We start from the raw sequence: 19,080 nt of genomic DNA on the forward strand, positions 1-19,080 counted from the left end.
TGATCCAGCAGGCGCGAGCCATCCAGCGCGTTGATGCCGTCAGCCTGCGCGAACGCAAGCGCGTCGGGCGTGAAAGTGGAACGAGGTCATAGGTTCACGCACCCGCTGCGCGCAAAGCCTCGTCCACGCGCTGCGCCGCCTCGATCAGGCCGCTGACCAGGCGCTCGTCGATGTCCAGTAGTCCCTCGTATTCGCCCAGATTCCGTGTGTTGTGGCACTTGTCCAGCACGCGCCAGACTTCCGGCCCCAAGCCCAGCGTGTGCGGCAGCACCTGAAAGACGATGTAGCGCTGGCTGGGGCGATAACCCTGCCGCCGCAGCGCGGCCAGGCACAGCGCGTGCGCGGCGTTGTAGGCCAGGTCGAACCGGCTTTCGAGCGACAGCGCGGCGTTGCCCGCGTCCATCAGGCGCGCGCGGCCGGTACGCAGCAGGCCAGCGGTCTCGGCCGTGTCGGGCGGCTCGGCTTTCAGCGGCTTGCCTGGCCCGCTCAGGTTGAACAGCGAGTCAGTCGCCACGCAATACCTCTTCATCGCCCATCAGCCAGATGCGCGGCTGATCCAGCACGCGGGTGACAAAGGCGTTGTCCTGCGCGCGCCGCCGCGCCAGTTCGGCACGGGTGTACAGCGTGGGGTTGATGGCGCGGCCCAGCGTCTGCGCCGCACTTTCCAGCGCGCCAAACACCTCGGCGTAGCCCAGCGCATCGCTGACGATCAGCACATCCACGTCGCTGGCGGCCGTGTCCTCGCGCCGTGCGACTGAGCCATAGACGAAGGCCATGGTGATCTGCCCCGCCAGCGGCGCCAGCGCCGCCCGCAGCACATCGGCTAGGCCCACCGTTTTCAGCACCAGCCCGCGCAGTTCGGCAAACACCGGCGACGCCGCGTTGGCTTGATAGTGCTTCTGGTTGCCCTGGTCACGGACTGTAATCAGCCCGGCCGCCAGCAAACTGGCCAACTCACGCTGCACCGCCCCCGTGCCCGAGCGCGCGAGCGCGATCAACTCGTTGGCGTAAAAGCTGCGATCCGGCGACCCGAACAGCACCGCCAGCACGCGCTGGCGCACCGCGGGGAAGAGGGCGTCGGCGGTCGAGGTCATGCTGGCAGTTTATACCCAAATTGGGTTTGATGAAACCCGAATTGGGTTGGTGATGGGGCAGCGATGCGCCTCATTGATCATGGCTGAAAGGGCGTTTTCATTTGGCCCAATAGTCACTACGGTTAGAGGCTAAAACCGGCTTCAGCGCTTGATGGTCAGGCGCGAGCAGCTATAAAAAATATACTGGCCAGCGCATCATGCGGCGCGGGAGGCAGTCACCTTGGGCAGCGTGGTCTTGCAGCGAGGACCGCGGACACACCCGCAGAAATGATTGCTGCTGTCCGAGGTGCGACGAGTAATCTTCATCTGACCCCAATTTCCCCCCTTCACGCAAGGAACCCGGGCAGATCATCATCTTGGAGAACGAAGAGCCGAACGCTGAGACCTTGTCAAAGTTACGCCACACCGAGTTTGTTGGATCAGGCAACACGACGGGGCGCGGTGGCTTTTTCCCCATCTAGCCCCGAATCCTTATGAATCGACCCGGATTTCGTGGTCTTTTTAGGGCCTGTTAGACATCGAGAACCGCCGGTGCGGTTGAGGCACTTTTAGGTAGGGTGACGAAGTGCCAAATCGAGCCTAAAGGTGTCTGTCCCTTCGTTTATTGGATGCCCAAAAATTTTCGATAGCTGAGGTTCACGATCCAAGGAATCTTGTTTTGCGCGTTATGCTCGCTCGAAAATAGCGTCGGATCGTGCTGATATTGGGTATGTTTGCCGCCCTTCTCGCCAACTATAAAATCAATTTCGAATAAAAATTCTGCGAGTTGATCGGTGGATTTGAAGGGGAATCCGTTTACGCTCGGAATATTTTCGGCGCCCAGCTTTTTTACGAATAACCTGTCTATTAGCGATATTAATTTGAACTTGGTTAGGCTTTTTTCGCTACCCCTGAATGCATCAATAACTTTTTGGAGTTCCTTGAACTGGTGTTGATGCTCTTTAATTAGATCGCTTATTTTTTCTTGGCCAAATGAGCCCATTACGGCATCAAAGTGACGTTGCTGAATAAGATGGGTTCCGGCTGCATTTCCAGCTTGTTTGCAGAGTTGCCCTAGCCACCTAGGTCTCTTGCCTGCAAGCATCATCGCAACTCGTAGTGGATCGCTGTCCTTTTCGGACCCGATTCTAAATTGGCCCGAAAAAACCTGGGCCAAAATCCGGGTGTAGTCTGTTTGTTCATTCCAGTGTGCGTATTCGGCGCTTCCATTTCTTTGTAAATAGCTAAGAATTCTTTTTGCAAATATACTTCTCAGATGCTCGTCTGACCACTTTATTTCAGTAATGTATTGTCTAAATTTATCTTGATCCTCCATGCCTCTCAAATTTGTCCAGACATCTGGGCGTACACTTGCTCTGATGCGAAGACCCTCAACAGAAAATGCAAGAGATCTAATTGCGCTGAAGAAGGCTCCAATTCTAGTTTGTAGTTCGGGTGTATCGACAAATTTTGCGTCGATGTCGTCAACAAGAAGCCAAACGCTTTTTGCTTTGGATTCTTGCAGTCTTCTGAGAATGTGTTCGTAGCCAAGCCTGTCAGGGTCTGTAGGATTGCTCGCTTCTAGCGAAACGGCGCCGTTTGTTGCTGCAAGAGCTGCAATGTTTATGGCTTTCCCAATCCTGGCCATAAGGCCGGTGACAAGATTCTTGCCCTTTAGGCCCTCTATCTCTGCTGCTTCTACCAGTGACATTGTGTCATCTGAGCCTGCAAATCCTATTTGACTTGCAATCTCCATAGAGATGCGCTTGCATATCACTTGCTTCCATCGATTTTCTATCTTGGAGGCGTCATTTCCTGTGAAGTCGGCAAGGCCAATGAGTTCGTTTCCGGTTACCTTGATTACTATGGACTCTTTGTCTAATGGGTTATTGGCGTTGATTAGTCGATATTTCAGGTGAGAAAGTAGCGCGGATTTGCCCATGCCCTTTCTTGCTTTGACTATCTCAATGCGACGACTCTTGTCGGATGCTCTGGTGAATGATTGGTGTTCAAGGAAATAACCTGCCAATACTTCGGGATCCTCATCTTCGCCATTGTCGTTGCCAAAGATGACCTCGTAGTCAACCTGCTCCCGCTCCTCTGCAATAGAAGAATTGCGCAAATAGTTCACTTTGTACCGCCCTGTTTTGAATGAGCTTACTTTCCCCAGCCATCCTTCAACCCCGTCACCCGGTTGAAAACCACTTTCCCGCCCACGCCATGGTCCGCCCGGTCGGCCACAAAGTAGCCGTGCCGCTCAAACTGGAATTTCTGGTCCGGCTTGGCCGCGGCCAGTGACGGTTCCACGACCGCCGTCACCACCTTCAGGCTGTCGGGGTTCAACGCATCCAGGAAGTTCTTGCCGCCCGCGTCGGGTTGCGGGTCGGTGAACAGGTGGTCGTACAGGCGCACTTCGGCGCTCACGCCGTCGGCGGCGCCCACCCAGGTGATGGCGGCCTTGGCCTTGACGCTGTCGGCGCCGGGGGTGCCGCTCTTGGTGCCGGCGATCACTTTGGCGTGCACTTCGGTCACTTTGCCGTCCGCGTCTTTGGCGCAACCCGTGCATTCGATGACGTAGCCACCTTTCAGGCGCACGACGTTGCCGGGGAACAGCCGCTTGTAGCCCTTGGGCGGCACTTCTTCAAAGTCTTCGCGTTCGATCCACACGTCTTTGCCGATCTTGAACACGCGGTCGGGCGGCGGGGTCTGGCCTTCGGCAATGGCGCTGTGGGGCAGGGCGGGCTGGGTGCAGTCTTCGGTGTAGGCGTCCGACCCGAACACCTCGGCCCAGTTGGTGAGCACCAGCTTGACGGGGTCGAGCACGGCCATGCCGCGGTGGGCTTTGTTTTCCAGGTCTTCGCGCAGGCAGCCGTCGAGCGTGCTGTAGTCGATCCAGGAATCGCTCTTGGTCACGCCGATGCGTTCGGCAAACAGCTGGATGGCCTCGGGCGTGTAGCCGCGGCGGCGCAGGCCGACGATGGTGGGCATGCGCGGGTCGTCCCAGCCGCTGACTTTTTTCTCGTTCACCAGCTGCGCCAGCTTGCGCTTGCTGGTGATGACGTAGGTGAGGTTCAGGCGCGCAAATTCGTACTGCCGCGGCGGCGGGGCCTTGAGCAGGCCGCCTTCGATGAGGCGCTCCAGCAGCCAGTCGTAGAAGGGGCGCTGGTCTTCAAATTCCAGCGTGCAGATGGAGTGGGTGATCTGCTCCAGCGCGTCCTCAATGGGGTGCGCGTAGGTGTACATGGGGTAGATGCACCACTTGTCGCCGGTGTTGTGGTGCGTGGCGCGGCGGATGCGGTAAATCGTCGGGTCGCGCAGGTTGATGTTGGGCGATGCCATGTCGATCTTGGCGCGCAGCACCATGGCGCCGTCGGCGTGCTGGCCATCGCGCATTTCGCGGAAGCGCGCCAGGTTGTCGGCGGGCGAACGGTCGCGGAAGGGGCTGTTGGTGCCGGGCGTGCCGAAGTCGCCGCGCGTGGCGCGCATTTGCTCGGGGGTCTGCTCGTCCACGTAGGCGTGGCCGGCTTCGATGAGGTATTCGGCCGCGCGGTACATGAAGTCGAAGTAGTCGCTGGCGAAGTATTCGTGCGGCTGCTTCACGCCGGGGCGGGCGGGGTCGTCGGCAAAGTGGTGGTCCCAGCCGAGCCAGCGCACCATGTCGCGGATGCTGTCGACGTACTCCTGCTCTTCCTTCTCGGGGTTGGTGTCGTCAAAGCGCAGGTGGCACACGCCGCCGTACTCTTGCGCCAGGCTGAAGTTGAGCCAGATGCTCTTGGCGTGGCCGATGTGCAGGTAGCCGTTGGGCTCGGGCGGAAAGCGCGTGCGGATGCGCGCCGGGTCCAGCGCGCCGGCGGCGTGGCTGGGGCCGTCGCCCGGCTGGCCGCCCCACATGCGCTGGGCGTGGGTGCCTTTTTCAAGGTCGGCCTCGATGGCCTGGCGGATGAAGTTGCTGGGCTTGGCGGCGTCGGCCGGGGTGGGTTTGGCGGGGGATGACATGGCGCAGATTCTAGGTCGGCACCCCGTTGGTGCGGCACGCGGCGCCGGTGGGCGCGGTGGGTCGCCGCGGGTGTGACTTTGTGCCGCCGGGCTGGCGTAAACCCTTGATTTTTCAAGGTGTGGGTTACCGTTGGATACGGCTTTCACCTGGGCGATGTGGTCTGTATCGCGCTTTGCTTCGTTTAATCAGGGTATCGGCCGCGTTCGGCATATCCCGCAACGGGCCGCGTACCAGGAGTTTGACCATGAAGACGATGCAGCGCATGTTGGCCACCGGGCTGCTCGCCGCGGGCGCGCTGGGCGCCGTGGGTGTGGCCCAGGCACGGGATGTGTATTGGTCGGTGGGCGTGGGCTCGCCGGGGGTGTCGGTGGGGGTGGGCAACGTGCCGCCCGCCTATTACGGCCCGGCGCCGGTGTATGTGCAGCCCGCGCCCGTGTACGTGGCGCCGCGCCCCGTGTACGTGCGCCCGCGCCCCGTGTATGTGCAGCCGCCGGCCTATTACGCGCCGCCGCGCGTGGTGTACCGCCCGGCGCCGGTGTATTACGGCCCGCCCGGCCACTGGCACAAGAAGCCGCGCAAGCACCGCCGGCACCGTGGCTGGGACGATTGACGTGCGTTAACCTCCGGGTTCTCCCGCCGGGAAACAGGCCCCCAGTGCCCAGGCCGGCTTCTCCAAGGTGACCACCCTTGCAGCCCGCTCATCTGAGCGGGCTTTTCTTTTGCTGGCGGCCTGACGGCGAGGGCCGGGTGTACGCCCGTGCCGGTGTGGCGGGGCAGGGTGCGGGTGCAGTGTTGCCTCTAATACTCCCTGCATACCTGTTCAGTAGCGCCCGTCAGATGGGCGCTGGAGATCGATACTCCCTGTTTTCAGGCAGACTCCGTACCCGTGGGACGGGGAGCGGGCTTGCCTGCGTTGGCAATTGTTTGCGCCGATGCGTGAGCAGATACTCCCCTTATATCTATCCGTCAGCGCCCGTCCATCAAGCGCTGGGAGCCGATACTCCGCTATTGCGGCAGATCGCACAAGGCCGATGTCATCGCCTGCAAGTGGCGGGGCCGAACCCCGCCGCGCGCGCCTACAGCGCCTTGAACAGGTGGGCGTAGAGGCGGCTGACGGCCAGCTGGTCGGGGCAGCCGCGCAGCGTCAGGTGCAGCTTGCCGGCCTCGTCGCGCCGCACGGTGTCGATGGCGTCGGCGCGCACCAGGGTGCTGCGGTGGATCTGCCAGAACTCGTCGGCACTCAGGCGCGGCAGCAGGTCTTTCAGCGGCGTGCGCAGCAGGTGTTCGCCGCCTGGCGTGACCACGCGCACGTATTTGTCGGCCGCCTGCAGGTACAGCACCTCGGCCAGTGGCACCATGCGGATGGTCGAGCCGCCCGAGCCGGCGGTGCTGACGGGCAACTGGCGCAGCGGCGCCGGCGCGGCGGCATCGGCGCCCGGCTGCAGCGCGGCCAGCAGGTGGCGCAGCTGGTCGGCGGTGGCCTGCAGGCTGGCCTGGTTAGCTATTGGGTTGATAGCTGCCGGCGCTTGTGCAGCAAGCGCTGCGCGCAGTTTTGCGCTGATTTGTGCAGCCGCTCGGGCTGCACGGGCTTCAGCACGTAGTCGATGGCCTGCGTCTCGAAAGCCTGCACGGCGTACTGGTCGTAGGCGGTGACGAAGGCCAGGGCGGGGAAGGGTTGGGCGCTGCTGTCCCACGCGTCGGCCAGCTCGGCGGCGGCGTCCAGGCCGCTCAGGCCGGGCATGCGGATGTCGAAAAACAGCACGTCGGGCCGCAGCGCCAGTGCCTCGCGCACCGCACTGGCGCCGTCGCCCACGGTGGCGACGATGCGCAGATCGGGCCAGGCGCGCGCCAGCTCGGCCTGCAGGGCGGCGGCCAGCAGGGGTTCGTCTTCGGCAATCAGGGCGGTGGGCATCTTTTGGCGGTTCAGCGAGGATGAGTCGGAACTGTAGGAGCGGCGGAAGCCGCGAATAGGCGCCTGCACGTGGCGATGCGGCCATTCGCGGCTTCCGCCGCTCCTACGGGAATGCAGATCAACGACGGGTAGGCGGCATGGCTCATCGCGGGTGCAGCACCATGCGATCGCTTTCGATGCGCACGTCGAAATGGCGCAGGAACGACTGGCCCAGCAGCGCGCCGCTGCCGTCGCCCATGTCCAGCCCGGTGGTCACGCTGACGTCGTTGTGCGCCAGCGGCCCGGCCTTGACCGGCACGCCGTGCACCAGCCGCCCTTCGCGCGTGCCGCCCGCGGTGCTGAGGGTGATGGGGCGCCCTTCTGGCAGGCGCGCGGCGCGCGCCAAGCGGCTGCTGATGGCCACGCTGCTGGCGCCGGTGTCGACGAGGAAGGTGACGGGCTCGTGGTTCACCTCGCCGCGCACGTAGAAGTGGCCGTCGCGGCTGCGCGGGATGACCAACTCGCCGCCCGCCATCTGGTACGGCTCCAGCCCTGCTCGCTGGCGGCCCTCCCACCACGCAAAGCCCCACCACAGCGCGCCCGCCAGCAGCAGCCAGAAGGCGAGCAGGGCGGCGGTGCTGCGGCGCAGGGTCTGCGCGGGGGTGGGTGAATCGGGCGGGGCCATGCGGGCGAGTATGCCGGGGCGCGGCCTGTGGTGCAGCGGCGGGCGGATGGACTGGGTGTCGTGCGGCGTCTGCGGCCAAAACGTCAACCATCGTCATCCCGGCGAAAGCCGGGATCCAGCTCCGCCGCGCGCGTCGTGTGGATTCCGGCTTTCGCCGGAATGACGAAATGGATGTTGTTTCGTGGAAATCAAACAAGACCAGGTGTGGGAGCGGGCTTGCCCGCGATGGGGCGGTGGCTGGGGGCGATGCGCTGTATCGCGGCCAAGGCCGCTCCCACAGGGGCGGGGCGTCGTAGGAGCGGCGGCAGCCGCGAAAAGGTCTGTCGTCCACCGCGGATACGCTTTGTTCGCGGCTGCCGCCGCTCCTGCCGCGGAGGGCCGGCGGCTCAACCCTTCATCAACTTCCACAGCGCCGGCTTCAGCGTGGCGGCGGCCATCAGCCCGCCCATGGCGGCGCCTTCGACGCCGAGCGAGGCCACGTCCTGCCCCGCCAGCAGCAGGCCGGGCACGGGGGTGCGCACATGCAGCGCGGGGTCGAGCAGGCGCTCGGGCGTGGTGGCCAGGCCGTACATGGCGCCCTCGGGCGCCAGCGCATAGGCGGCCTGCGACAGCGGGGTGGACAGCTCGTGGTAGGCCACGCGCTGCGCCAGCGTCGGGAACAGGCGCTTGAACTGGGTGAGCAGCTGGTCCTCAATCCAGCCCTTGGTGGCCTCGTAGTCCTCGGGCCGGTGGCCGAGGCGCGAATCCTGCCAGGCGGCGAACACCTCCCAGTCGCACAGCGCCAACACCTCGGCGGTGGGCGCTTGGGCGTGCTCGGGGTCGTTCAGGCCGCTGAAGGAGACGTAGAGCGCGCCGGCGTCCTCGTCGGTGGGGTTGCGCCAGATCAGCGCCTCGGGGTCGGGCGCGGCGCCGGTGGCGTGGCCGTCGTAGATCCAGTGGTTGGCGCCGTCGAAACCGAGGGCGCGCAGCTCGTCGGCGGTGCCGCTGAAGCCCAGGTACAGCATCATGTAGGCGCAGCTGGGTTCGTGCCTGCGGATGCTGGCGCGCCAATCGGCCGCCACGCCATCGGGCAGCGCGGCGATGGTGTTGAGCGCGCCCATGGCGGAGACGATGTGGGGCGCGCGTTCTTCGCGGCCATCGGCCAGCCGCACGCCAACGGCGCGGCCGTCCTCGACCAGCAGCTGCGCCACGCGCGCGCCAGTGCGCAGCTCGCCACCCGCGTTCCACACGCCGGCCGCCAGGCTCTCGGCCAGCCGCGCCGGGCCGCCGATGGGGTAGCCCGCGCCGCCCTCGGCATAGCTGCCCATCACCAGCGCGTGCAGCACCAGCGGCGCGTGCGAGGGCGGCAGGCCGTAGTCGCCGCCGCGCGCGGCCAGGATGGCGCGCAGCTGCGGGTCGCGCACGTGCGCCAGCGCCTCGGCCAGCGTCACGTCGGCCCGGCGCTGCAAGCGCCGGCCCAGCACCCAGCGCATCAGCGTGGCCGCCGGGCGCGGCACGCCGTGCAGAGCCATCATGGTGTTGATGCTGCGGCGCGCCTGCTCGTACTGGTCGGCATACGCGTCGATGGCAGCCCCCTCGGCCGGGAACTGCGCCTTCAGCCGCGCCCAGTTGTCCGCCTCGGGCGCGCCGTAGGCGAAGCGCGTTTCGGTGCCATCGGGGTGGATCAGCCGCACCAGGTCGAAGCGATCGGGCAGCGGCTGAAAGCGCAGCGTGCCGTCGCCCAGCGTGTTCAGCAGCCGGGCGAAGCGCGCTTCGTCGTCGCCAGGCGCCGTCACGCCCGTCAGGTAATGCAGGCCGGTGCCGAAGCTGAAGCCCTGGCGCGCGAAAGTCTGCGTCATGCCGCCCAGGATGTCGTGCTGCTCCAGCACCAGCACGCGCTGGCCTTCGCGCGCCAGCGCGGCGGCGGCGGTGAGGCCGCCGATGCCGGAGCCGATGACGAGGGTGTCCCAGTTCATGCCGATGCCTGGTCGATGGGAAGTTCGAGGGCGACGGTGGTGCCCGCGCCGGGCGCCGATTGCACGTGGACCACGCCGCGCCCGCCGGTGGACGAGGCCACGCGCTCGATCACCTGCGCCATGCCGAAGCGGCCTTCGCGAACGTGGGTCGCATCGAACCCGGCGCCGGTGTCGGCCACCGTGAGGCGCAGCGTGTCGCCCACGCGCTCGGCGCGCACGTCGATGCGGCCGCCCGCCACCTGCGGCTCCAGCCCGTGGCGGATGGCGTTCTCGACCAGCGGCTGCAGGATCAGCGGTGGCACGGGCAGGTCGCGCAGCGCCTCGGGCAGGTCGAAGGACGCGGCCAGGCGCGGGCCCATGCGGATCGCCATCAGGTCGAGGTAATCGCGCAGGCGCTCGAACTCGGCCGAGAGCGGGTGCGTGGTGGCGCGCGATGCATCGAGCGTGGCGCGCAGGTAGTCGTTCAGCCGGTCCACCATGCGCTGCGCGGCAGGCGGGTCGACGCCGATCAGCGCGCGCAGGTTGGCCAGGGTGTTGAACAGCATGTGCGGTTCGAGCTGGCTTTGCAGCAGGCGCAGCCGGGCCTCGGTGGCGTCGCGCTCGGCGGCGGCACGGCTGGCCTGCAGCGCGGCGGCCTGGCCGCGGGCGTGAAAGTAGAAGCTGGCCACCGTGCCCGCCGCTACGGTGACCAGCAGGCCCAGCACCAGGTCGCGCTGCGGGTACTCGGTCACGTCGCCCAGCAGCAGCCGCGCCAGCCGCGTGCCGCCGAAAAAGCCTGCCGCAATGCCGGCGGCGGTGAGGGCGACGCCGCGCCAGCCCCTGGGCCAGCCGTGGCCGCCGGTGTCGGGGTTGCGGTGGCAGTGCTGCGCCGGCACCAGCAGGCGGCCGAACTCGATCACCGCCCATGTGATCATGCCGATGCTGATCGAATGCACCAGCTGCCGCGCGTAGCCGCTGCCCGGCCACATCATGGTGGTGAACACCGCGATGACGCAGCAGAAGGCCAGCACCTGAAGGCCGTGCCGAAGGGTGTCGCGCCAGAAGGGGTGCATGTGGGTTGCTATGAGTAAAGTAGCTGTGCGCGCCCGTGGGATGGGCGCCAGGGCCGTATTTTGTGCTTGTTGGTGAGGGCAAAGCGCTTGAAAGCGAGCCCCTGCCATCCCCTCTCCACCCGAAGGGGGGAGAGGGCCAAGGTGAGGGGGCGATGCCGCGGGCAGCGTGCCGGCGCGTGCTTCGTGGCGATGCGTGGTTGCCCTCACCCCCACCCTCTCCCGCGTGCGGGAGAGGGGGCTGTGCGCGCCTACATGGCCAGTGCCTGCCTGTCCCATCAATCACTCGGCTGCGCGCCCTGGCCGCCGCGCTGCGCCGCACGCTGGTACGCCGGCCGCGCGTGAATGCGCGCCAGCCAGTCGGTCAGGCGCGGGTGCTCGGCGGCGTTCAGGCCGGCGCGGGCTTGCGCGGCTTCGACCGGGTAGCTCATCTGCACGTCGGCGGCGCTGAAGGCATCGCCGGCGAACCAGTCGCGCTGCTGCAGTTCGCCCTCCATGTAATTCAGGTGCAGTTTCAGTTGCGGGCCGACGAAGCCGGCCATGGCCTTGTCGACGATGCCCTGGGCGACGGGCCGCACGAAGAACGGCATCCTGGCCTGCGCGATGCGGTCGAACACCAGCTTCAGCAGCAGCGGCGGCATGGCCGAGCCTTCGGCGTAATGCAGCCAGTAGCGGCAGCGCGTGGCCGCGGGCGTGCCGGGCGCGGGCAGCAGGCGGCCGTTGCCCAGGCGCTCGGCCAGCGTCTCGATGATGGCGCCGCTTTCGGCCAGCACCTCGCCATCGACCTGCACGACCGGCGACTTGCCCAGCGGGTGGACGGCCTTCAGCGCGGGCGGGGCCAGCAGGGTCTGCGGATCGCGCTGGTAATGCACGACGTCGTAAGGCTGGCCCAGTTCTTCCAGCAGCCACAGGATGCGCTGCGCGCGCGAATTGTGGAGGTGGTGGACGGTGATTGTGGGCGGGGTCATGTCAGCGCACCGCGATGGCCAGGCTGGCGGCGGCGAACCACGCCGGCACGGCGATCAGGAACACGCGCTCGGCCAAGCCGAACCAGCGCCGCAGCGGCGGCAGCAGCAGGCAGGCGACCAGGGCCGCCAGCGCCCAGGCGCACAGCCAGCGCAGGGCGATCAGCACGCCGGCCAACGCGGGCGGCGCGGCGGGGGCGAGCAGCGGCGTGGCGTTGTCGGCCACGGTGTAGTACAGCGCGAACGAGGCCACGGCGAACCCCATGTGCAGGCGGCCGCTGGCGGTCTTGGGTGCGCCCTCCAGGTCGGTGGGGAACAGCAGCACGCCGATGCGCGCCAGCACCACCGCCGCCATGCAGGCCACCAGCCAGCCCGGCAGGCCGGCCAGGTGCATCACGCCCGCCATCAGCGCGGCGGCCAGCGTGCCCAGGTGGCCGTGCCACTGGAACAGGCCGCGCGCCGTGCCCAGGGCGTAGTCGCTCACGGGATCGCGCACGGTGTCGTGATGGGGATCGCGTGCCTGCACCACGGCCAGCAACGGCGGGGCGGCGGCGTAGAGCAGGGCGGACAGCAGGGCGAGGGCGGTGGTCATGGGGGTTTCGTGCATCAGGATCGGGGTCGGTGGTGCCCCATCAATGGCCGCGGCGGGCCAGCGCGGCGCGCTCGCGTTCTACCAGGCGCTCGCGCAGCGCGGCACCGGGCCCGATCAGCCACACCGCCGCGCCGTGGATGGCCAGGCCCAGCCCCCAGCCGAGCAGCGGGTAGGCGTGCCAGTCTCGCCCAGCCGAGAGCGACAGCGCCGCCAACCCGAGGTTGACGATGGCGTACACGGCCGCGTGTATGAACCAGCCCATCTTGGCGCTGGCGCGACGGCGGGCCAGGCGGTCGAGCGCGCTGTCGACGGCGGGGGACCGCAAGTCGGTCATGGCAGAGCTCCTGTGGAACGTGTGGGTTGAGACGAGTGTGCGACGGTGTGGCGCGCGGCGCGAGCGGCTTGCGACGGAAGGCGCCAGAGCGGCGCGAAATGCGGCGGCGGCCGACGGGCCGTCACAGCCAGCCCAGCCATTGCCCCCATACCAGCTGGCCCAGATAGCGCGAAGGCAACAGCGTGAACAGCCCCGCCACGACGCAGGCGCCGACATACGTGCGCGCCATCGCCTGGCGGTGCGCCCGGATGTCGCCGCGTGCCAGGGCGCGGAAGGCCATCACCAGCATGACCAGCGTCGTGGGCACCAGCAGGTGCAGGGGTGTGTAGCCGGCGATGTTGGGCAGCGTGAAATCGCGGATGAACAGGGCCGAGAGCGCGGCCAGCAGCATCATGCTGACCCACGCGTAGCCGGCGGCGCGGTGCAGGCGCGGTCGCGATGTGACGCTCCGGCCGGGTTGGCCATGGCCGCGCCGCGCCCAGAGGGCTATCGGGCCGAGCACGAGAGCGGCCAGGACCGCTGTCAGGTGCACGGCGATGACGGGACTCATCTGCATGGCAGTACTCCGTGGATGGGTCGGGTGCGGTCAGGCGGCAGCCAAGGCCTTGGGGCGAACGCCCATCAGCCGATGGCTTCGGGATGCTCGGCGAGCAGGGTGGTCAGCAGCATGGCGGGTCTCCTGGGTGGCGATGTCGATGGCCCGCACTGTGCGACGCAGGCCGGCGCCGTGCGAGCGCGATGCGACGGAATGCATGCACGCGGCGCGAGATGCGCCAGCGCGGTGTGAACTGGTGGTGTGCCGTCCGTTTCAGGATGATGAAGGAAATCGACAGTCAGTCGCCGTAGAATCGGCGCCGCAAGCTACAAATGATGTAGCGTTTCAGAAAGGTTTTTCTTGGATACCGTCCTGCTGGTCAAGGCCGCGATCATGGGCATCGTGGAGGGTTTGACCGAGTTCCTCCCCATCTCCTCCACCGGCCACCTGATCCTGGCGGGCAGCCTGCTGGGCTTCACCGGCACCAAGGCCAAGGTGTTCGACATCGCCATCCAGACCGGCGCCATCCTGGCGGTGATCATCGTGTACTGGCAGAAGATCCGCGATACCGTGGTGGCGCTGCCCAGCAGCCGGCAGGCGCAGCGCTTCACGCTGAATGTGCTGATCGCCTTTCTGCCCGCGGTGGTGCTGGGTCTGCTGTTCGGCAAGGCCATCAAGGCGCATCTGTTCACGCCGCAGGTGGTGGCCACCACCTTCATCCTGGGCGCCTTCGTCATCCTGTGGGCCGAGCGCCGGCCGCAAAACCTGGCGCGCGTGCACAGCGTGGACGACATGACGCCGCTGGACGCGCTGAAGGTCGGCCTGGTGCAGTGCTTCGCCATGATCCCCGGCACCAGCCGCTCGGGCGCCACCATCATCGGCGGCATGCTGCTGGGGCTGTCGCGCAAGGCGGCGACGGATTTCTCGTTCTTCCTCGCCATCCCCACGCTGATCGGCGCGGGCGTGTACTCGCTCTACAAGGAGCGCGCGCTGCTGTCGTGGGCCGACGCGCCCATGTTCGGCGTCGGCCTGCTGTTCTCGTTCATCAGCGCCTGGATCTGCGTACGCTGGCTGCTGCGCTACATCTCCAGCCACAGCTTCGTGCCGTTCGCGTGGTACCGCATCGCCTTCGGGCTGATCGTGCTGCTGACGTGGTGGACCGGGTGGGTGGTCTGGCAGGATTGAAGCCATGAACTTCGCTGAAACGCTGGCCACGCTGCCCACGGCGGACCACCTGCGCGGACTGGACGTGCTGGATGCCGATGGTGCCGTGGTGCACCACATCCCCGCCGCGCCGGGCAAGATGGGCTCGCTGCGCATCTACCACGCGCTGGCGCAGGCGTTCGACGGGCAACTGAGCGCGGCGGCCATCGCCCAGGGCCTGGAGTGGTTTGCCGAGCACGTGGCCGAGGCGCGGGCGCACCCGGGTTCGCACCCCAATATCGAGTTGCTGCTGGCCCAGCGGGCGGCGCCGCAGGGCTGGCGGCTGGTGCCGCTGCCGGCCTGAACTTCTCTCCATCCCTCACCAGCGGGCATCGACCATGGCCAAGGCGTTAGCGGTTCGGGTGGCACTGCTGTGCCTGGCGCTGTGGCTGCTGGGGCTGGGCACCGCGCAGGCGCAGCCGGCGGCCGACGCGCCCATCGACCCGCACACCGTGCAGCGCTGGGGCGCCGGCTGGCGTTACGCCCAGGCCGGCTGGACGGTGGTGCACATCGAGGGCGCGCCGCGCGAACGCGGCCTGCAGCATGGTCACCTGCTGGCGACCGAGATCGCGGCCTATATTCGCGCGCTGTCGGAGTTCTGGGGCCCCAAGGCGCCCGCGGCCGCCTGGGCGCAGAACCGTCGGGTGGCGCAAACCCTCTTCGGCCAGGGTTTTCCGCCCGAACAGATGCAGGAGATGCAGGGCATCGTCGATGGCGCCAACGCCGCCGGCGCGCGCGCGCATGGTCGCAGGCTGGACGTGCTGGACATCATCACCCTCAACACCTCGAACGAGCTCGACACGCTGCACGACGCGCTGGTGGTCACGCCCAATGTGCCCCACCTGCGCATTGCCACGCAGCAGCCGCTGGACCCGACGCTGCGCGTGGCGCGCCAGGCCCGCAAGCCGCCGCAGCGCTGCAACGCCTTCATCGCCAACGGCCCGGCCACGGCGGACGGGCAGATCGTGTTCGGCCACATCACGATGTACGACCTGTACCCGGCCAACTTCTACAACGTGTGGATGGAAGTCAAACCCACGCAGGGCCACCGCTTCGTCATGCAGACCACGCCCGGCGGCATGCACAGCGGCATGGACTATGCGATCAACGAAGCCGGGATGCTGCTGGCCGAGACCACGCTCGACCAGGGCCCCATGGTGCCCGGCGGCACGCCGCTGGCCGCGCGCATCCGCCAGGCGCAGCAGTACGCCGGCAGCATCGACGAAGCCACCGCGCTGCTCACCCGAAACGACAACGGCCTGTGCTCCACCGAATGGGTGATGGGCGACCTGAAGCGCAACGAGATCGCGCTGCTGACGCTGGCCGGCGGCCAGAGCCGGCTGCGTCGCAGCAGCAGGGCCGAGTGGTTCGAGGGCGCCGAGGGCTTCTACTGGAGCGACAACAACATCAAGGAAGAGGGCGCTCGCCTGGCGGCCACCGCGCGGCGCGACGGCCGGCCTTCGGGCAGCGCGGCCTACGAGCCCTCGAAGCGCGATGCGGTGTGGCTGCGCGAATACCGCGCGCACAAGGGCCGCATCGACCAGGACTTCGCGCGCAAGCTGCTGTCCATGCCCGAGATCGTGTCGGCCTTCGGGGTCGATGCCAAGTACACCGATGCGCGGCTGGCGTCGCAACTAAAAAGCTGGGGCACGTTCGGCCCGCCCACCGGCACGCTGTGGCCGCCCACGGCGCAGGAGGCGCGCGACCACGCGGCGATCCGTCCGCTGATCCCCAACCCGTGGACCCTGCTGGATGTGCAGGCGCCGCCGCGGGTATCCACCGCGCAGCCGGCCGACAGGCCGCACCCGCGCCTGGCCTGGCCATCGCCCAGGCCAGCGGCCTACGCGCCGCCACCGCCGTACTGGCAGGGCACGCTGCTGCCGGCCAGCGATGCCGACATCTGGCTGTCCACCGGCTTCGCGCGCCTGGAGCGCATGCTGGCCGAACTGAACGCACCCGCCGCGCCCGGCGCCACGCCCACCGACCCTGATGACGACCTGGGCGTGGAACTGGGCTATCACCGCAGCCTGTTCGGCCGCGCGGCGCGCGCGGGGCTGGACAAACCGCTGGCCGAAACGCGCCCCGACATGGGCGACGTGCTGGGCTACCAGCTGGTGGCCGGCAAGGGCGTGCTGTTCCTGCACACGCTGCGCGACATCGTGGGGCACGACACGTTCGACGCCGCCATGCGCCGGTTGGGACGCGAGCGCAACGGCCAGCGCGTCGGCACGCACGACTTTCAGACGTTCCTGCAGCGGCACACGCAGCGCCCGCTCGGGCCCCTGTTCGACTGGTGGACGCGGCAGCCCGGCCTGCCGCTGCTGGGCGTGGCGGGCGCCGAATCACGCCCCGTGGGCAAAAGCTGGGAGGCGGTGGTGACGCTGGACGTGTCGCGCATCGGCCCCGCGCTGGCGGTGCCGGTGACGGTGGAAACGGCCGAGGGCGACGTCACGCAGGCGCAGGTGTTCGACGCCGAGCACGCGCAGATCCGCATCGCCACACGCGCGAAGCCGCTGCGCGTGGTGGTCGACAAGCACGGCACCACCGCGCGCGGCAACGGTTCGCCCTTCACCATCCTGACCATGGACGACGAGCTGGAGCACGCGCTGATCGTGTACGGCACGCAGGACGAGGCGGTGGGCAACCACGAGGCCGCCAAGCTGCTGCAGACCGCGCTGCGCCGGCGCGAGCACAACGTGCAGCCGCCCATCAGGGCCGACCGCGAGGTGACCGAGGACGAGCTGCGCGGCCACCACCTGCTGCTGGTCGGCCGCCCGACCACCAACGCCGTCAGCCAGCGCCTGGCGGCGCAGTGGCCGGTGGATTTCGGCCCGCGCTCGTTCACCGTGCGCGGCCAGACCTACACGCACCCCGAAAGCGCGGTGCTGGCCGCGGGCGACAACCCACTGAATCCGCGCTATTCCGCCGTGTTGGTGGCGGGCCTGGGCAGCCTGGGCACCTACCAGACGGTGGGCAAGCTGTCGGACGACGTGCTGGGTTATGCGCCCATCGTCATCGCGCCGTTCGGCCGCGACCCGCGCGAGCTGGTGCCGCCGCTGCCCGGGCTGACGGTGGTGCCGAACTTCCCGTAACCCGGACCCCGGGCGTGGCCCGGCGGGCGGCAACTTTACATTTCTTCAAGTCCGGGTCACCGGGCCGCCCGAAGGCGCCCGCTACGATGGCGCCCAAGTCCCCCATCACGCCGCACCGCGCCCGCCAGCGCATGCCGTCCGATGTCAGCCATGCCCCAGAACGAAGAACCGAATCCGCATCTCCCGCCACCCCCGCCGGCAGCCCGCCCGCGCCACCGCTGGCTTGGCCGTGTGCTGGCGCTGCTGTTCGTGCTGGGGCTGGCCGGCGCCGCGTGGTGGCTGGTGCAGCGCGCCAATGCGCCGGCGGCGCCAGCGGCACGCGGTGGTGGCGGGCCGGGCGGCGGTGGTGGCCCCGGCATGATGGGCGGTGGTGGTGGCGCATCGGCCACCGTGGGCGTGGCGCGTGCGCGGCAGGGCAATCTGCCCATCGTGATCGATGCGCTCGGCACCGTCACGCCCGTCACCCAGGTGGTGCTGCGCCCGCAGGTGTCGGGCGTGCTGACCGAGGTGCTTTTCACCGAAGGCCAGGCGGTGCAGAAGGGCCAGTTGCTGGCGCGCATCGACCCGCGCCCGTTCGAGCAGGCGCTGGCGCAGGCGCAGGGCGAGCGCGCGCGCATCCAGGCGCAGCTGTCGGCCGCGCGCGTCACGCTGGGCCGCTACGAAACGCTGTGGAAGCAGGATTCCATCGCCCGGCAGGACGTGGACACGCAGGCCGCGCTGGTCAAGCAGCTCGAAGGCCAGGTGCAGAGCAGCACCGCCAGCGAGGGCAACGCGCGCATCAACCTGGGCTATGCGCGCATCACCGCGCCCATCAGCGGCCGCATCGGCCTGCGCGCGGTGGACCCGGGCAACATGGTGCAGGCGGGCGCCGCCACAGGCATCGCCACCATCACGCAGATGGCACCTATCGACGTGAAGTTCGCCGTGCCGCAGGACCGCGTGCAGGACGTGCTGGCGGCGCAGCGCGGCGGCAGCCTGCCGGTGGGTGCGCTCGACCGCACGCGCAACGATTCGCTGGCGCAGGGGCGCTTTCTGACGCTCGACAACGTCATCGACACCGCCACCGGCACGCTGCAGGCCAAGGCGCGCTTCGACAACGCGCAGGGCCAGCTCTTCCCCAACCAGTTCGTCAACGTGCGCCTGCAACTGGGCGCCACGCCCGGCGTGCTGGTGCCGGTAACGGCCGTGCGCACCGGGCCGGAGGGTGACTACGTCTACGTGGTCGATGCCGAGCGCGTGGCGCACATGCGGCCCGTGAAGCGCGGTGGCGCCACGGTGGACGACGTGCTCATCACGGCGGGCGTGCAGGCGGGCGAACTGGTCGTCACCGAAGGCGGCGACCGGGTGAAGGATGGCGGCAGGGTCGCGCTGGCGGGCGAGGCGCGCGGGCCGAGGGGCGGTGCCTCGGGTGCACGGGAGCCGCGCGGTGGCGCCAGCGGCGCGGCGCGTGCGGGCAGTGCGCCGGCGGCTGCAACTTCTGATTCAAATCGGCCTTCAGCGCAGGTAGGATCAGTGCAAGAAGCTCCTGATTCAGGAGCATCCGCGCCGGCCAGACCCGCCAGCGGTGCCTGGATGGACCGCCTGCCGCCCGACGTGCGCGAGAAGGTGATGGCGATGCCGCCGGAGGAAAGGCGAGCGTATCTGCAGAAGTTGCGCGAGCAGCGTGGTGGTCAGGGCCCGACGCAGTGATGGCCGGTTGACGAGTTCGC

Annotated in this window: 16 protein-coding genes and 1 pseudogene; 5 read left to right on the forward strand and 12 right to left on the reverse strand. The window is 67.9% G+C overall.

Features of this window, described 5'->3' with window-relative positions; translation table 11 throughout:
• Positions 1–94: 94 nt before the first annotated feature.
• The 4 genes from ACFSCU_RS14820 to ACFSCU_RS14835 all read right to left on the reverse strand — a co-directional run bounded on the left by ACFSCU_RS14820 (position 95) and on the right by ACFSCU_RS14835 (position 5,069).
• A complete protein-coding gene (locus tag ACFSCU_RS14820; RefSeq protein ID WP_308645746.1) occupies positions 95–514 on the reverse strand; it encodes a hypothetical protein in 420 nt (139 codons plus the stop codon).
• Positions 504–1,094, reverse strand: a complete 591-nt coding sequence (locus ACFSCU_RS14825) for a nucleotidyltransferase domain-containing protein (protein ID WP_377561040.1) — start codon at positions 1,092–1,094, stop codon at positions 504–506. Before ACFSCU_RS14825 ends, ACFSCU_RS14820 begins: the two co-directional genes overlap by 11 nt.
• A gap of 601 nt (positions 1,095–1,695) precedes the next feature.
• Positions 1,696–3,204: a P-loop ATPase, Sll1717 family gene (locus tag ACFSCU_RS14830; protein ID WP_377561041.1), complete on the reverse strand. Its 1,509-nt coding sequence runs from the start codon at positions 3,202–3,204 to the stop codon at positions 1,696–1,698.
• A gap of 26 nt (positions 3,205–3,230) precedes the next feature.
• On the reverse strand, positions 3,231–5,069 hold the full coding sequence (locus ACFSCU_RS14835; RefSeq protein ID WP_377561042.1) for a glutamine--tRNA ligase/YqeY domain fusion protein: 1,839 nt from the start codon (positions 5,067–5,069) through the stop codon (positions 3,231–3,233).
• A gap of 245 nt (positions 5,070–5,314) precedes the next feature.
• On the opposite strand from ACFSCU_RS14835, the gene ACFSCU_RS14840 reads away from it, so the two are divergent.
• Positions 5,315–5,680, forward strand: coding sequence for a hypothetical protein (locus ACFSCU_RS14840; RefSeq protein ID WP_180549470.1), 366 nt, complete (start codon positions 5,315–5,317; stop codon positions 5,678–5,680).
• Between the two features lie 466 nt (positions 5,681–6,146).
• Here ACFSCU_RS14840 and ACFSCU_RS14845 read toward each other — a convergent pair.
• The 8 genes and pseudogenes from ACFSCU_RS14845 to ACFSCU_RS14880 all read right to left on the reverse strand — a co-directional run bounded on the left by ACFSCU_RS14845 (position 6,147) and on the right by ACFSCU_RS14880 (position 13,097).
• Positions 6,147–6,982, reverse strand: a pseudogene (locus ACFSCU_RS14845) (LytR/AlgR family response regulator transcription factor).
• Between the two features lie 142 nt (positions 6,983–7,124).
• Positions 7,125–7,646: a retropepsin-like aspartic protease family protein gene (locus ACFSCU_RS14850; protein ID WP_180549469.1), complete on the reverse strand. Its 522-nt coding sequence runs from the start codon at positions 7,644–7,646 to the stop codon at positions 7,125–7,127.
• 386 nt (positions 7,647–8,032) lie between these two features.
• Entirely contained in the window at positions 8,033–9,601 is a 1,569-nt protein-coding gene (locus tag ACFSCU_RS14855) for a phytoene desaturase family protein (RefSeq protein WP_377561043.1), read from the reverse strand.
• The gene (locus tag ACFSCU_RS14860; protein ID WP_180549467.1) at positions 9,598–10,653 is read right to left on the reverse strand and encodes a sensor histidine kinase; all 1,056 of its coding nucleotides are present in this window, start codon (positions 10,651–10,653) and stop codon (positions 9,598–9,600) included. The genes ACFSCU_RS14855 and ACFSCU_RS14860 overlap by 4 nt, the downstream gene beginning before the upstream one ends.
• A gap of 275 nt (positions 10,654–10,928) precedes the next feature.
• Positions 10,929–11,618, reverse strand: a complete 690-nt coding sequence (locus ACFSCU_RS14865) for a glutathione S-transferase family protein (protein ID WP_377561044.1) — start codon at positions 11,616–11,618, stop codon at positions 10,929–10,931.
• A gap of 1 nt (position 11,619) precedes the next feature.
• Positions 11,620–12,207 (reverse strand): DUF998 domain-containing protein, encoded by a 588-nt coding sequence (locus ACFSCU_RS14870; RefSeq protein WP_180549466.1) that lies wholly within the window; start codon positions 12,205–12,207, stop codon positions 11,620–11,622.
• A gap of 40 nt (positions 12,208–12,247) precedes the next feature.
• On the reverse strand, positions 12,248–12,541 hold the full coding sequence (locus ACFSCU_RS14875; RefSeq protein ID WP_180549465.1) for a 2TM domain-containing protein: 294 nt from the start codon (positions 12,539–12,541) through the stop codon (positions 12,248–12,250).
• Positions 12,542–12,662: 121 nt separating this feature from the next.
• On the reverse strand, positions 12,663–13,097 hold the full coding sequence (locus ACFSCU_RS14880; RefSeq protein WP_377561045.1) for a DUF2306 domain-containing protein: 435 nt from the start codon (positions 13,095–13,097) through the stop codon (positions 12,663–12,665).
• Between the two features lie 339 nt (positions 13,098–13,436).
• Between ACFSCU_RS14880 and ACFSCU_RS14885 the strand changes: the two genes are divergently transcribed.
• The 4 genes from ACFSCU_RS14885 to ACFSCU_RS14900 all read left to right on the forward strand — a co-directional run bounded on the left by ACFSCU_RS14885 (position 13,437) and on the right by ACFSCU_RS14900 (position 19,060).
• Positions 13,437–14,261, forward strand: a complete 825-nt coding sequence (locus ACFSCU_RS14885; RefSeq protein WP_180549464.1) for an undecaprenyl-diphosphate phosphatase — start codon at positions 13,437–13,439, stop codon at positions 14,259–14,261.
• A gap of 4 nt (positions 14,262–14,265) precedes the next feature.
• A complete protein-coding gene (locus tag ACFSCU_RS14890) occupies positions 14,266–14,583 on the forward strand; it encodes a DUF2322 family protein (RefSeq protein ID WP_180549463.1) in 318 nt (105 codons plus the stop codon).
• A gap of 34 nt (positions 14,584–14,617) precedes the next feature.
• Entirely contained in the window at positions 14,618–17,371 is a 2,754-nt protein-coding gene (locus ACFSCU_RS14895; protein ID WP_377561046.1) for a C45 family autoproteolytic acyltransferase/hydolase, read from the forward strand.
• Between the two features lie 150 nt (positions 17,372–17,521).
• On the forward strand, positions 17,522–19,060 hold the full coding sequence (locus tag ACFSCU_RS14900; RefSeq protein WP_180549460.1) for an efflux RND transporter periplasmic adaptor subunit: 1,539 nt from the start codon (positions 17,522–17,524) through the stop codon (positions 19,058–19,060).
• The last annotated feature ends 20 nt before the right edge of the window (positions 19,061–19,080 follow it).

Source organism: Ottowia beijingensis (assembly GCF_042680925.1).
GTDB lineage: Bacteria > Pseudomonadota > Gammaproteobacteria > Burkholderiales > Burkholderiaceae_C > Ottowia > Ottowia beijingensis.